The sequence below is a fragment of the Cohnella sp. GCM10012308 genome (assembly GCF_042649185.1).
Lineage (GTDB): Bacteria > Bacillota > Bacilli > Paenibacillales > Paenibacillaceae > Cohnella.
Genome location: NZ_JBHRYU010000008.1, coordinates 121,941 through 134,679 on the forward strand (window position 1 = coordinate 121,941; position 12,739 = coordinate 134,679).

Genomic DNA, 12,739 nt, shown 5'->3' on the forward strand with positions numbered 1-12,739 from the left:
CACGCTGTCAGATGACCTGAAGGAGTCCCCACTGGAGCGACGAACTATAAAGACTAGCTCCCCTAACACGGCCGCCTCGTCCCGGTGTCCCCGCTACAACAGTCGCATCAGCGCTTCAATCACGCGGATGTAATAAGCGGTATCCCGCGCCACGAAATCGGAGAGCCTCACCGCGACTTCGTACACAGGCACCAGCACGCCGTTCGCGTCCAACTCGGCGCCGCCCGCAGTGACCGTCTCGGCCTCGCCCCGCATAAGCGCGAGCAGCGCCTCCGCGTCCGCCTCGTACAGTCCGGCTAATTCCTCCCGCTGCAGCCGGAACGTCTCCGGTCCGCGGTCCGCGATGTAGCCGTACACCTCGCTGACCTCGCGGTCGATGTACCTTACGCCTTGCGCGAAGCCTTCGTCCTCCTCGCGGAATGTACCGAGCGGCGCCAGATCCTCGAGCGAGACGCGCAGCCCGAGTTCTTCCTCCAGCTCTCGAACCGCGTCGCGTACCGTCTCCCCGGCGGACAGATGCCCGGCCGCCGTGATGTCGAAGCGGTCGGGATTCGTATCCTTGTCCCGGCTGCGACGCTGGAACAGCACGCGAGTCCGGCCGTCCTCGCCGCTGCGCGCGAGCCAGCAGTGGAACGTATGGTGCCACAGCCCGAGCGCATGCGCTTCCGAGCGGGTCGCCGTACCGATCGGGCGGTCCAGCTCGTCGTAGATGTCGAACCGCTCTTCGGCCTGCAAGCTCTCTTCAGCCTGCACGCTCTCTTCAGCCTGCACGCTTTCCTCAGCCCGCACGCTCTCCTCAGCCCGCACGCTCTCGGCGCCCAGTCCCGTCTCCCCGCCGCTTACTTGCTCCGTGGCGTTCCTAGGCTCGTCCGCGCGCAAAGGTTTTTCGCCGCTCATGCGCTTGCCGTCGCCTCAAGCTCCGACGTGCAATGCGCGCAGCGCACCGCCTTGATCGGCACGACGGACAGGCAGTAAGGGCATTCCTTCGAGGTCGGCTCGGCGAGCGGCTCTTCCTTTTTGCGGCCCTCCGTCAGCTTGTTGATGACTTTGACCAGCATGAATACGCAGAACGCGATGATGAGGAAGTTGATGAAGATGTTGATGAACTGTCCGTAGGCGATGACAGGTGCCCCGGCGGCGCGGACCAGTTCCAGCGAGTGCTCGTTTACCGGGGGATCTTGTTTGTAATCGCCGATCCGCCAAAACAAATCCTTAAAATCCACGCCCCCCAGCAACCGCCCGATCGGCGGCATGACGATGTCGTTGACGAGCGAGCTGACGATCTGTCCGAACGCGCCGCCGATGATGACGCCGACCGCGAGATCGATGACATTGCCGCGCATGGCGAATGTCTTGAATTCTCCTGCCATTTTTCTTAACATTTCATGCAAAACCTCCATTTTTTTAAGTTGGAAAAAGTAGGATTTTCTTAAAACTTGTCGAACTGTATCACCTAGGCATTCACAACTCCATCACATCTTCGACTGCGGGGGATCACATGATGTACGATTCCGAGACGTCCTGGAAGATCGGTCTTCTGCTGTTGGCGCTGATTATCAGCATAATCGCATCCTACACCATGTTCAACTTCACAGGCAATCTCCAACGCAAAGACAATCATTTCCGCGTATTCTGGCTATCGGGCGGGGCTTTTGTATTCGGCATCGGGATGTGGGTCAAGCAATTTCTCACTACGCTGGCATGGGACCAGACGATCGTGTTCACTTGGGCGGCCGTCGTATCGCTTCTGTTCACGATTTTTTTCAGTTCGATGGCTTTTGTCATGCTCGCATTCCAGAACACGATCCGGTATCGGTTGGCCGCCGGCAGCTTCATTCTGGCCTTCAGCGTCACCTTCATGAGCTACTTCGGCGAATTGGGGGAGGACGTATCCGAGATCCGTACGGTGACGGTGTACGTCGTGCTCGGCATTCTCCTGCTGTTCAGCGGCATCTACGCGGCGCTTCGCCTCTCGGAGTGGCCCGGAGAGCGCAACAAGTGGCTGGCGAGCCTGACGCTCGGCATCGCCGTTTTCATCGAGAGCCAGATCTCCAAGCAAGCGCTGCTGCTGCAATACAGGGACGGCGCCGCATATGCGTCCGCGGACCGGCTTCAGGAGGACATTTACCGCTTGTCGGTCATTATCGGCATCGGCATGCTCCTGATTTTGACTTCAACGCTGTTCACCTGGTATATCGACAAGCGCATGAATCATATGGATGAACGGTACAAGCTGCTCGTCGAAAACTCGCTGGACACGATCGCCATTTTCAAAAAGGATAAATGGGTGTTCGTGAACGAAGCGGGACTGCGCATGTTCGATGCGACCGAGCCGGAAGAGCTGCTGGGATCCTCCATCTTCGTTTATCTGCTGCCGGAGGATCACGACAGGGTGAGGGAGCGCATGCAAAATCTCGCCATGACCGGCAACAGCGGCCCGCTCGAGCAGGAATGGATCACGCTCAAGGGACGGACGCTCAATACGGAGATCGTGGAGCTGATGACCTCGATCGAGAACGAGCCCGCCCTGCAGATCATCATTCGGGACATTTCCGAGCGCAAAAAGAACGAGGAGCTGCTGATTAACTCCGAGAAGCTGTACGTAGCGGGCCAGCTGGCCGCCGGCATCGCCCATGAGATCCGCAATCCGCTGACCTCGCTCAAAGGCTTTCTCCAACTGTTATCGTCGGGGAGAAAAAACAACGGCACGTATTTCGACATCATGAAGTCGGAGCTCACCCGCATCGAAAATATCGTCAGCGAGATGCTCATGCTCTCCAAGCCTCAGGTGTACGAGTTGTCCTACCACGATATCCGGCACGTTATGCGCGAGACCGTCACATTGCTTGAGACGCAGGCGATCCTGCACAGCATCCAGATCGAGAGCGACTTCGGTCCGGACCCGCTCTGGATCTACGGCGTCGAGAGCCAGATCAAGCAGGTTTTCATCAACGTCATCAAAAACGCGATCGAAGCGATGACCGACGGCGGCGCGATCCGCGTCCATATGAAGCGCTTCGACAATTCGGTGCGCATCCGCATTATGGACGAGGGGCCGGGCATCGAGGACAGCCAGCTCGCCAAGATGGGGCAGCCGTTCTACACGACCAAGGATAAAGGCACCGGGCTCGGCCTGATGGTCAGCTATAAGATCGTGGACAACCACCAAGGCAAGATTCAAGTATACAGCCAACTGGGAAGCGGCACGACGTTCGAGATCTTGCTGCCGTTCCGGTATCCGGACAACGCGCCCGTCAAGACCGGCTGAAGCCTGCGCATGCGAAGCGTTCGAGGAGGAATGTTCTGGGTTAAAACTAAGGAGATCTAATTGAGCTTAAAGGAGGCAGAGATCATGTCCGACCGTTCGAAGGCCGTCGTTATAACGGCTAGAGGAAGAAGCACTTTTACGGAAACCCAGGCCGCGCGGATGGAGCGGACCGCGGATGTCCGGTTCCTGTCCGAGGAAAAGCCGATCCCGCCCGACGAACTCGTAGACCTGCTGAAGGATGCGGACGTATGCGGGCTAACGCCCAGGTCCGTCCCGTCGATCGACGGTTCCTGGCTGTCCCGTCTGCCGAGGCTCCGAGGCATCGCCGTTTTTGCGACAGGCGTGGATTATATCGATACCGCCTGGCTTCGCGAACGCGGCATCGCGCTCAGTCATCTGCCCGAATATTCGGCTGATTCGGTAGCCGAGCACGCGCTCGGCCTGATGCTGACGATGTCCAGGCGCATCCATCTGAGCCAGGATCGCGTGCGCGGCCGCGTGCCGCCCGGCACGAGCGTGCTTGGCTTCGAGCTTCGCGGCAAGACGCTGGGCATCGTCGGGCTCGGCCGGATCGGCTCGCGCGTGGCGGAGCTGGCCGCCGCCTTCGGGATGCGCGTGCTGGCATGCGATCCCCGCGGAAAAAGCGCGGCGGGCGTCCGCATGGTCGGGCTCGACGAGCTGCTTGCGTCGAGCGACATCGTAAGTTTACATATGCCTGCGCAATGGCATGGACCTGCCGCCTTCGGCGAAGCGGAGCTCGCGCGGATCAAGAACGGCGCGACGCTGATCAACGTATCGCGCTGCGCGCTGGTCGATCCTTATGCAGTCGTGCACGCCATCGAGGAAGGTCGCCTGCGCGGCTACGCGGTAGACGATCTGTTCCCGATCGCGGACAAGGACGAACGCGCGGCCAGGCAGATCGCAGAGGGCCGGCTGCTGCAGACCGGGCATACGGCTTGGTATTCCGTCGAGGTGCTGGAGCGGGGTTACGAGACTTGGGTAGACAATATTTGCGGACTCGCGACCGGGGAGCCGCTGAATCTGGTGTAGGGCAGGCGCAGGATACTGCGGGAAATCAACCTGAGAAGGAGGCCGGCGCATGCGCAAGTATGAGAAAGGGGCGGGCAATTCGGGTGATTCGGTCGTCCTGGCTGGAGCTGCGCGATTGCCGTCCGCGGGAAAGCGGCTGTTGGCGGCGCTATGGCTGGTCGTTCTGCTGTTCACGATCGGCATGCTCGCCGCGGGCTGGCCGCGATATTGGGTTTACGTCGCCGCGGAGACAACGCCGCAGGCATGGCTGGAGAGCGTGCTGCTCGTGCTGGCCGCGGCGGTTGCGGCGCTTAATGCAGTCGTTGCGTCGCTTGAAAAAGGGAGCTCGGTGCCGTCCCGTGGTTTCAACGGAAAAGCGGTGGGGACGGATCCGGGAACATACGAGGCGGAGAGAGTGGCGCAGGGAGCACATGGGACGGAGAGAACTGCACAAGGAGCATACGAAGCGGAAAAAACGGCGCAGGGAGCAGACGGAGCCGGAAAGGCGCCGGGCGCACCTTGGAGCAGGCGGAAAGGACGCGCGGGGCGGCTTGCCGACGCGCGATCGGCGGCGCGGGGACGCGGGCTATCCGGCTGGATCGCGAGGCATGCCGCATGGGGCTGGACGATCACGGCGGCGGCCTTCGCCTGGCTGGCGCTGGATGAGCGGTTTGCGCTGCACGAGCGGCTGCGGGACCGCTACCTGAAGCAGACGGGCATCCGGCTGCTCCCGTGGATGGAAGCGGGAGACTGGCTCATCCCGTTGTACGCGGTATGCGGGCTGGCGGCGGTTTGGGCGCTTTGGCGCTTGCTCGGCAGAGGCATTGCGGCGCGCGTGTTTTTCGCTGCAGGATTGGTCGTTGCCTTCTGTGCAGTCTCGATGGACACGATCGACATCCGCAGCCTGGGCAAAGACAGCGAGCGGCTGCTGCAGACGATCGAGGAATGCCTGGAGACGGCCGCGATGGCGGCGTTCGTATCGGCGTTCCTGTCCGTGCTGACCGGCCGGCTGTCCGCATGGTATAATAAAACTTCGATTCGGCGGGACATGCAGGATTGATACGCCGGATATAGGAGGAGTTTTAGCGTGGCGGAGCCGCTTAAAAATATGTACGACGACGTTTTTTTGAGAGAATTCGGCGATCGGGTCGCCCGTGCGTGGCAGCTGTTCGATACGGATCGCTTCGTGAGCCTCGTGCTTGCGGAAGGGTGGGAGGCGCTCGCCCTAAAGGGACGCATGCGCCGGATCTCCCTGTCGCTGGGCGCCGCGCTGCCGGAGGACTACGAGCGCGCGCTCGATATTTTAGAGGGGATAGCCGGCGAGTGCCGCGGCTTTCCTTATTTGTTTTTCCCCGACTTCGTAGAAGTGTACGGGCTATCCCACTGGGACAGGTCCGTGCGCGCGCTCGCGCTGTTCACGGGTTCGTCTTCCGCCGAATTCGCCGTGCGCCCGTTCATCAAGCAAGATCCGGCGCGCATGATGGCGCAGATGCTGGCCTGGAGCGCAGATCCCGACGAGCACGTGCGCAGGCTTGCCAGCGAAGGCTGCCGTCCGCGGCTGCCGTGGGCGGACGCGCTGCCGGCGTTCAAGCGGGATCCTTCTCCGATCCTGCCAATCCTGGAGGCGCTGAAGGCCGACCCGTCCGAGTACGTGCGGCGCAGCGTCGCCAACAACCTGAACGACATCTCCAAGGACCACCCGGGACTGGTGATGGAGCTGGCGACTCGCTGGCACGGAGCCGACCCGCAGACGGACGCCCTGCTGCGTCATGCCTGCCGGGGATTGATCCGGGGCCGGGCCGACGAGGACGCGATGCGTCTGTTCGGCTTGCTGCCCGCGCCCGAGGCGGTTGCGCGGACATGGTCCGTCACGCCGGAAGCGGCGGCGATCGGAGACGCCGTTATGGTGTCCTATGCGGTGGAACTGCCGCTGCCTGAAGCGGAATCGCGCAAGCTCAGGCTTGAACTCGCGGTGACCTACCCGCGCAGCGCCGAGGGGAGCGGCTACCGCAAGTTGTTCAGGCTGGCGGAGCGCGAGGTTGCGGGGGGCGGCACGATCGAAGGGACGCGGAAGCTCTCCTTCAAGGACCTGTCCACCAGACGTCATTATCCGGGCACGCATACGCTCGCGCTCGTCGTCAACGGTAAAGAAATTGCCACGACCGCCGTATCGCTGGAGGCTGCAAAGGAGGTCGCGCCTTGACGATCGGAGCTCGCGTATTCAAGACGGGACTCGCCGTCGCGATCGCGCTATGGATCGGCAGCCTGATGGGCCTGAAGCTGCCGCTCATCGCGGCGATTGCCTCGGTCGTGATGATCCAGCCCTCGATCTATCGCAGCTGGGTGCAGGTGCTCCAGCAGCTGCAGAGCAACGTGCTGGGCGCCGCGGCGGCGATCGCCGCGGTGTGGCTGGTCGGCAGCAGCCCGCTGTCCATCGGCATCGTCAGCGTCCTGATGATCCTGCTCTGCATCCGTCTCCGGGCGGAAGAGACGATCGGGCTCACCGTCGTGACCGTCGTCGTGCTGATGGAGGCGCACGGCCTCGGTTGGCCGCTGGTCATGGACCGGCTGGCGGCGCTGTTGACGGGCATCGTCACGGCCTTTGTCGTCAACATTGCGGTCGCCCCGCCGCGCCATCGCGGCCGGTTCGTCGCCCAGATGAAAAAGTCGCAGACCCAGCTGTCGCTGCTGCTGCGGACCGCCGTGTCCAACGAGCTCCGCGAGAACGTGTTCAACCGGGAGCTCTCAGGATTGAAGGGGCAGCTTCGCAAGCTCGAGGACGCCTATGACCTGTACGCAGAGGAACGGGTCGTGCGCAAGGCGTCCCGGGCGGACCGCGCCCGCCTGCTTGTCGTGTACCAGGGCATGCTGAGCGCGTTGGAGCGAGGCGTCACGCTGATTGAGGCGGTGGAGGTGCATTATTTTGCCGCGGCTGCGGACGGGGCGTGGCGGCGCGAGATCGACGGCCATATCGAGTCGTTGTGCGCGTACCACGAGCACCTGATGTGGAAATGGGACGGGCTGCTGAAGCCGGGCGCCTCGGCTGCCGCGCCGCCGCCCGACTCGTCCGAGCTGCTCGAGAGCATCGCATGCTCGGCGGATATGGAGCGCGCGGACAAGACGCGCCTGGCCGTCGTGGCGTCGGCGATCTACGCCTACGAGGAGCGCCTGCGCCGGCTCGACAAGCTGATCGAGCATTTGCAGGACCGGCGAGACGGCGCGCCCGAGGACCCGGAGCGGCTGCTGGGACTGTAGATACGAATATGGCGAGTGTGGTTAGTTGCGCGGAAAAAACGTGTAGCTATGCGAGAAGCATGACCCGGATCACCAGTTACACGGAAAACCGCGTAATCAGTGCGAAAGGTTACTCGGGAGACGCAGTTACACGGAAAAACCGCGTAACTCAGTGCGAAAGGTTACTCGGGAGACGCAGTTACACGGAAAAACCGCGTAACTCAGCGCGAGAGGTTACTCGGAGACGCAGTTACTCGGAAAAACCGTGTAACTCAGTGCGAGAGGTTGCCCGGAGACGTAGTTACACGGAAAAACCGTGTAACTCAGTGCGAGAGGTTACTGGTGAGACACATTTTCACGGAAAAACCTTGTAACTCTGAGCGAAGGTTGCGCGGGGGACGCTATTATGTGGAATAACGCAGTCGTGTTGTTCGCGGTGCCAGTATAGTGCAAATAGGCATTAACGCCGGTCTGAGAGGCGCTGGAAAGTTGTTCGATAAGCGCCAAAAGGCACTAACGCCGCCTTCAAGATGCTGTAGAGTTGTCGATAAGGTTCCACCCCATCAAAAATCGGCGATCGCCTCCCGACTCCGGGAACGATCGCCGATTTTCATATTTAGCCTTTGGAGCCGCGGTCCACTTGCCTGCGCGGGTGTTCGATTTTTTCCTGCTTGTTGATGTCCTTTTCCTTGGGGACCAGGCGCGGGTCGGTTTCGCCGTCGTGGTGGTTGTCGTAGACCGCCTCGACCCATTCCCATTCCGTGCTTCCGACATCCGGATCGGACGGGAATTCGTTCCCGCGTTCGAGCTTCAGCTCGCGTCCCCATTCGTCGCGGTAAATGCCGTCGGATTCGACCTTTTCGCCGGATAACGGCAGCATTTCGTTGTTGTCGCTCATCAGAAGTCACCGCCTCGCTAGAATTACTTGCCGTGCTTGCGCATGGCGGAGTGGTCGGATTCGGATTGGAGGCGGCTGGCCGCGTTCTTGCCGGAGCCCGTTCTGTCGGCTTTGGACTGCGCTTTTCTGGCCTCGATCTGAGCGCCTGACGGTTGTTCGCCGGACATGGCGATCCCTCCTTCCGGTGATATCGTCGACTCCCGGATAGGTTGCCACGCGCGCGGCGGCATTATGCCAGCGGGGCTCGCTCTTGCATCGGCGGCGGATGGGCTCTATAATCAGCCCACATACCGGCCTTCAAGCCGTTTGCCGACGAACCACAGTGCAGCCAGGATCGCGGCAGCGACGAGCAGCCGCCAGGGCTGGTGGACGAGCGCGTTCAGATCGTGACCGAGGAAGCAGAGCGTGAAGATCATCACGGCCTTGCCCATAATGATGGCGATGACGAACGTATGCGTCGGAATCTTGGAGATGCCCGATGCGATATTTACGACGGCGGACGGCGAGAAGGGCAGGCAGGACAGTATGAAGATCGGCGTAAACCCTTTGCGCTCCACCCACGAGAAAAGGCGCTCCATGCGGGGCAGCCGCTTGCGAATGCGTTCCCCGTAGCGCGAACCGAAGCGCCGGGCGAGCAGGAACACGATGATCGCGCCGCAGCTCGCGCCGATCCAGGAATAAAGGAAGCCAAGCCATAGTCCGTAGGACAAGGCATTGCCCACTACGATGACGATGAGCGGTAAAAAAGGCAGCAGCGACTCGGCCAGGGGCAGCAAGATTCCCGGCAGCGGCCCGAGAGCCGAGTAGCGGTCGAGCAGCGCCTGGATATCGTCCAGGCTCATGCCTTTAAGATAATTCATCCACTCCTGCCAGCGCGTGGCGGCGAATGCGGCGATCGAGACGGACAATAGCTGAAGCATAGATTACCTCACATGCGCTGTGCGGGCTTCTCCCCGCGGAACAGGCGGAATGGGAACAGCAGGTAGATAACCCCGATGACGGCGAAAATGACCGCCGTGCTCAGTACGACGGACGGTTCGCCGAAGCCCGTGGCCGCGAAGCCGCCGATGATCGGGCCGAGCAGCCCGCCGACGCCTTCGACCGCGGAGAGCACGCCCCAGCCGAGGCCTTTCTGCTCGGGAGGTACGTAAGCCGCGAGCAGCGCGTTCCAGGCGGGCAGCACGGCCGCATAGGACAACCCGAGCGTGACGGCCCAGATAAAGGCGAGTAGGGTCACGGGACTGAGCGTCAGGCCATAGAGCGCGATGCCGAACATCAGGAAGCCGATGACCAAAAACCACTTTTTACCTAGCCGGTCCGACAGCCTGCCCATCGGGATCAACCCGAGCGCGGTGAATCCGCCGCCGGCCAACAGGAGGAGCGTATACTGCCAGGAAGCCATCCCGAGATGATCTTTTACGAAGCTGGGCAGGATCGGTTGCAACATGCCGGCCGCCAGCGTCTGCAGGATCATGCCGGGCAGCAGCAGGCGCATGTCCTTCAAGTGCGTGCCCAGCACGGCCAATTGTTTGCGAAAAGGTACGGCGGCCACTTCGGCATGCGCTTCCCTCGGAATCATCAGAGAGAGCAGCCATGCGCCGGCGGACACGAGCACCATGATCCAATAGCTCGCCATCTCGCTGTGGACGAGTACCAGATTAAGGACGACCGGGCCGGAGCCGAGGCCGACGAGCCAGATCATGTACAGGAAACCCATCTGGGCGCCGCGGCTTTCCTCCTTGACCTTGGTCAGGCAATAAATCCAGATCGGCGAGATGCCGAGTCCGTAAAGTCCTGCGGCCGAGATGAAGATCCAGGGCACGTCCGCCCAGCCGATCAGCGCCATCCCGGCCAGCGAGGCGAGCAAGCCGATATTAATGATCTTTTTGACGGGAAATCTGTGGACGAGGTACCCCATCCCCAGCTTAAGCGCCGTATCGATCAGGTAGTGCGCCGTAATGGCCGCGCCGATCACGTCCAAGTCGAGGCCGAGCGTCTCCTTGCCGTAGATAGGCAAAAAGCCGATGAGCGCCGCCCCCCGCACGAATTCCACCAGGTACAGGATGATGGCCAGCAGCGATATTTCTTTCGTAAAAAGCGATTTGATCGAAGCCGTCTTCAACGGAATTCTCCTTTGAAGCCCTCTGGCGCACAAGCGGCGGGCGGGATGCATGACCTCACCATTATAGCCATAATTTGCATGCGATCAAAGTCGCGGCGCAGTCCGGTCAGATCAGCAGGTTGAACAGCAACGGATCTTTGTTCAGCTCCACGTACCGGAACCCTTTATGGTTCATGCGCTCGACCAGAGGGCCGTAGTCTTCCGGGCTTTTGAGCTCGATGCCTACGAGAGCCGGGCCGTTTTCTTTATTATGCTTTTTCGTGTATTCGAATTGAACGATGTCGTCGTCCGGCCCGAGCACGTCGTCCAGGAACTCCCTGAGCGCGCCTGAGCGCTGCGGAAAGTTGACCATGAAATAATGCTTGAGGCCTTCGTAAATCATCGAGCGTTCCTTGATTTCCTGCATCCTGTCGACGTCGTTGTTGCCGCCGCTTACGACGCAGACGACGCTCAGTCCGGCCAGCCGATCCGCCAGCATGGGGAGGGCCGCTACGGTGAGCGCGCCCGCGGGCTCGGCCACGATCGCATGCTCGTTGTAAAGCTCGAGTATCGTCGTGCATACCCGGCCTTCCGGCACGACGATCACTTCGTCGAGCAGGTCGCGGCACAGCGCGTACGTGAGATCGCCGACCCGCTTGACGGCCGCGCCGTCCACGAACTTGTCGATCTCCTCCAGCGGCACGACCTCGCCGCGTTCCATGGCGACCATCATGGACGGCGCGCCTTCGGGCTCGACGCCGATGATGCGCGTATTCGGGCTGACGGCTTTGACGTAGGACGCGACGCCCGCGGCGAGCCCCCCGCCTCCGACCGTCACGAGCAGCACGTCGACCGGCTCCTTGCACGCCTCCATGATCTCTTTACCCACCGTTCCGTTGCCTGCGATGATGCGGGTGTCGTCGAAAGGGTGCACGAAGGTCATCCCCGTCTCGCGCACCGCCCGCTGGGCTTCGGCATATGCGTCGTCGAACGTGTCGCCGATGAGCCTGACCTCGACCTTGTCCCCGCCGAACAGCTCGACCTGTCCGATCTTCTGCCGAGGCGTCGTCGCGGGCATGTAGATGATGCCCGGAATGTCTAGCGCCGCGCACGAATAGGCGACGCCCTGCGCGTGGTTGCCCGCGCTCGCGCAGATGACGCCGCGTTCGCGTTCCGCTGCCGACAGACCCGAGATCAGGTTGTAGGCGCCTCGAATCTTAAAGGAGCGCACGACCTGCTGGTCCTCGCGCTTCAGGTGGATCCGGCAGCCGTGCCTGGCCGACAGCCGCTGATTGAACTGGAGCGGGGTCGGGGAGACGACGCCGCGAAGCGTATGGGCCGCGAACAGAATATCCTCCATTCGGATAGAAACAGGTGCGCTTCGGGGTAATGAGTCTGACAAGGTCATCATCTTCCTTCCTGATCATAAATAAAGAGCCGCCCCCGAAGGGACGGCTGGCTGAGGCGCGGGCAGGGCGTCAGATCCGCGCGGCGATAGAACCCTGTCCGACGTTTGAATTACTTAATGTTATACTCTTAAGTAGGGATGCAAGTCAATGCGCGCGCGGTGTGTGCGCATTCGCCCGCGTTAAGTTCCGCCCAGAGGAGGACTTCCGTTGAAAAAGCTGCTGTTAGCTCTGCTGACCCTCATCGTGCTTATCGCTGTGGGAAGCGTCATTTTATATCAATTGATCAAGCCTACCGAGCGCCTGGATCTCGCTTATGAGCCCGTCGATCTCGAGAGCAAGGCAGTGGAGATGTTCAAGCGGATGTCGACGGAGCTCGTGCTGTCCGAAGCCGACGTCAACAATCTGGCCAAGGAATCCATCTCGAGCAACCCGATGTACAGCCCTGACATGCTGATCACGGGCGCCCGGTTCCGCCTGCTTGCGGACGACCGGCTGGCGGCTGACGTCAACTTGAAGATCAAGGATCGGATTCCCGTCGGGCTGACGATCGTGTATCGGCTCAAGTGGGAATCGCCCAACCTGAACGCGGAAGTCCAAGAGGCTTCGATCCGGGGCGTGAAGCTGCCTGACAAGGGATTCGAGGACGTCGTTATTCCGCTGGGCGGCGAGCTGCCGAAAGTCGTCAAGATCAAGGATGTTTCTTCGGACGCGGACGGGCTGAAGGTTGACTTTCGCGCACCTTCCGTAAGCGAGCTTCGCGAGCTGATCGGCGGCCTCTGACCAGGCCGCCGAACGTCCGC

The 12,739-nt window shown here is 61.4% G+C and carries 13 protein-coding genes; 6 read left to right on the forward strand and 7 right to left on the reverse strand.

Features of this window, described 5'->3' with window-relative positions; translation table 11 throughout:
• Positions 1 to 93 precede the first annotated feature (93 nt).
• Together ACFOTD_RS12155 and mscL are read right to left on the reverse strand one after the other, a co-directional pair.
• Entirely contained in the window at positions 94 to 897 is an 804-nt protein-coding gene (locus tag ACFOTD_RS12155; RefSeq protein WP_378119005.1) for an NUDIX hydrolase, read from the reverse strand.
• Positions 894 to 1,382, reverse strand: coding sequence for a large conductance mechanosensitive channel protein MscL (gene mscL / locus ACFOTD_RS12160; RefSeq protein WP_378119007.1), 489 nt, complete (start codon positions 1,380 to 1,382; stop codon positions 894 to 896). The genes ACFOTD_RS12155 and mscL overlap by 4 nt, the downstream gene beginning before the upstream one ends.
• 116 nt (positions 1,383 to 1,498) lie before the next feature.
• On the opposite strand from mscL, the gene ACFOTD_RS12165 reads away from it, so the two are divergent.
• The 5 genes from ACFOTD_RS12165 (at position 1,499) to ACFOTD_RS12185 (ending at position 7,552) form a co-directional block, all read left to right on the forward strand.
• Positions 1,499 to 3,268, forward strand: coding sequence for an ATP-binding protein (locus ACFOTD_RS12165; protein ID WP_378119009.1), 1,770 nt, complete (start codon positions 1,499 to 1,501; stop codon positions 3,266 to 3,268).
• Positions 3,269 to 3,352: 84 nt separating this feature from the next.
• A complete protein-coding gene (locus tag ACFOTD_RS12170) occupies positions 3,353 to 4,318 on the forward strand; it encodes a 2-hydroxyacid dehydrogenase (protein ID WP_378119011.1) in 966 nt (321 codons plus the stop codon).
• 49 nt (positions 4,319 to 4,367) lie between these two features.
• Complete coding sequence (locus ACFOTD_RS12175; RefSeq protein WP_378119013.1) at positions 4,368 to 5,357, forward strand: hypothetical protein; 990 nt, start codon at positions 4,368 to 4,370, stop codon at positions 5,355 to 5,357.
• A 27-nt stretch (positions 5,358 to 5,384) separates the two neighbouring features.
• Positions 5,385 to 6,500, forward strand: coding sequence for a DNA alkylation repair protein (locus ACFOTD_RS12180; RefSeq protein ID WP_378119015.1), 1,116 nt, complete (start codon positions 5,385 to 5,387; stop codon positions 6,498 to 6,500).
• Positions 6,497 to 7,552: an FUSC family protein gene (locus ACFOTD_RS12185; RefSeq protein WP_378119017.1), complete on the forward strand. Its 1,056-nt coding sequence runs from the start codon at positions 6,497 to 6,499 to the stop codon at positions 7,550 to 7,552. Before ACFOTD_RS12180 ends, ACFOTD_RS12185 begins: the two co-directional genes overlap by 4 nt.
• 595 nt (positions 7,553 to 8,147) lie before the next feature.
• Here ACFOTD_RS12185 and ACFOTD_RS12190 read toward each other — a convergent pair.
• From ACFOTD_RS12190 to ilvA, 5 genes are all read right to left on the reverse strand, one after another.
• Entirely contained in the window at positions 8,148 to 8,429 is a 282-nt protein-coding gene (locus tag ACFOTD_RS12190) for a transposase (RefSeq protein WP_378119019.1), read from the reverse strand.
• A 23-nt stretch (positions 8,430 to 8,452) separates the two neighbouring features.
• Positions 8,453 to 8,596, reverse strand: coding sequence for a hypothetical protein (locus ACFOTD_RS12195; protein WP_378119021.1), 144 nt, complete (start codon positions 8,594 to 8,596; stop codon positions 8,453 to 8,455).
• 111 nt (positions 8,597 to 8,707) lie between these two features.
• Complete coding sequence (locus ACFOTD_RS12200) at positions 8,708 to 9,349, reverse strand: TVP38/TMEM64 family protein (RefSeq protein WP_378119023.1); 642 nt, start codon at positions 9,347 to 9,349, stop codon at positions 8,708 to 8,710.
• Positions 9,350 to 9,357: 8 nt separating this feature from the next.
• Positions 9,358 to 10,551, reverse strand: coding sequence for an MFS transporter (locus tag ACFOTD_RS12205; protein ID WP_378119025.1), 1,194 nt, complete (start codon positions 10,549 to 10,551; stop codon positions 9,358 to 9,360).
• A gap of 106 nt (positions 10,552 to 10,657) precedes the next feature.
• Positions 10,658 to 11,890, reverse strand: coding sequence for a threonine ammonia-lyase IlvA (gene ilvA, locus ACFOTD_RS12210; RefSeq protein WP_378119150.1), 1,233 nt, complete (start codon positions 11,888 to 11,890; stop codon positions 10,658 to 10,660).
• Positions 11,891 to 12,146: 256 nt separating this feature from the next.
• Here ilvA and ACFOTD_RS12215 point away from each other — a divergent pair, with 256 nt between their 5' ends.
• Positions 12,147 to 12,719, forward strand: coding sequence for a hypothetical protein (locus ACFOTD_RS12215; protein ID WP_378119027.1), 573 nt, complete (start codon positions 12,147 to 12,149; stop codon positions 12,717 to 12,719).
• Positions 12,720 to 12,739: the final 20 nt, after the last annotated feature.

Bases quoted from the DNA above. Each gene is read 5' to 3' on its own strand.
- ACFOTD_RS12155 (WP_378119005.1), bottom strand. From the start codon at position 897: ATGAGCGGCGAAAAACCTTTGCGCGCGGACGAGCCTAGGAACGCCACG.
- mscL (WP_378119007.1), bottom strand. From the start codon at position 1,382: ATGTTAAGAAAAATGGCAGGAGAATTCAAGACATTCGCCATGCGCGGC.
- ACFOTD_RS12165 (WP_378119009.1), top strand. From the start codon at position 1,499: ATGATGTACGATTCCGAGACGTCCTGGAAGATCGGTCTTCTGCTGTTG.
- ACFOTD_RS12170 (WP_378119011.1), top strand. From the start codon at position 3,353: ATGTCCGACCGTTCGAAGGCCGTCGTTATAACGGCTAGAGGAAGAAGC.
- ACFOTD_RS12175 (WP_378119013.1), top strand. From the start codon at position 4,368: ATGCGCAAGTATGAGAAAGGGGCGGGCAATTCGGGTGATTCGGTCGTC.
- ACFOTD_RS12190 (WP_378119019.1), bottom strand. From the start codon at position 8,429: ATGAGCGACAACAACGAAATGCTGCCGTTATCCGGCGAAAAGGTCGAA.
- ACFOTD_RS12195 (WP_378119021.1), bottom strand. From the start codon at position 8,596: ATGTCCGGCGAACAACCGTCAGGCGCTCAGATCGAGGCCAGAAAAGCG.
- ACFOTD_RS12200 (WP_378119023.1), bottom strand. From the start codon at position 9,349: ATGCTTCAGCTATTGTCCGTCTCGATCGCCGCATTCGCCGCCACGCGC.
- ilvA (WP_378119150.1), bottom strand. From the start codon at position 11,890: ATGGAGGATATTCTGTTCGCGGCCCATACGCTTCGCGGCGTCGTCTCC.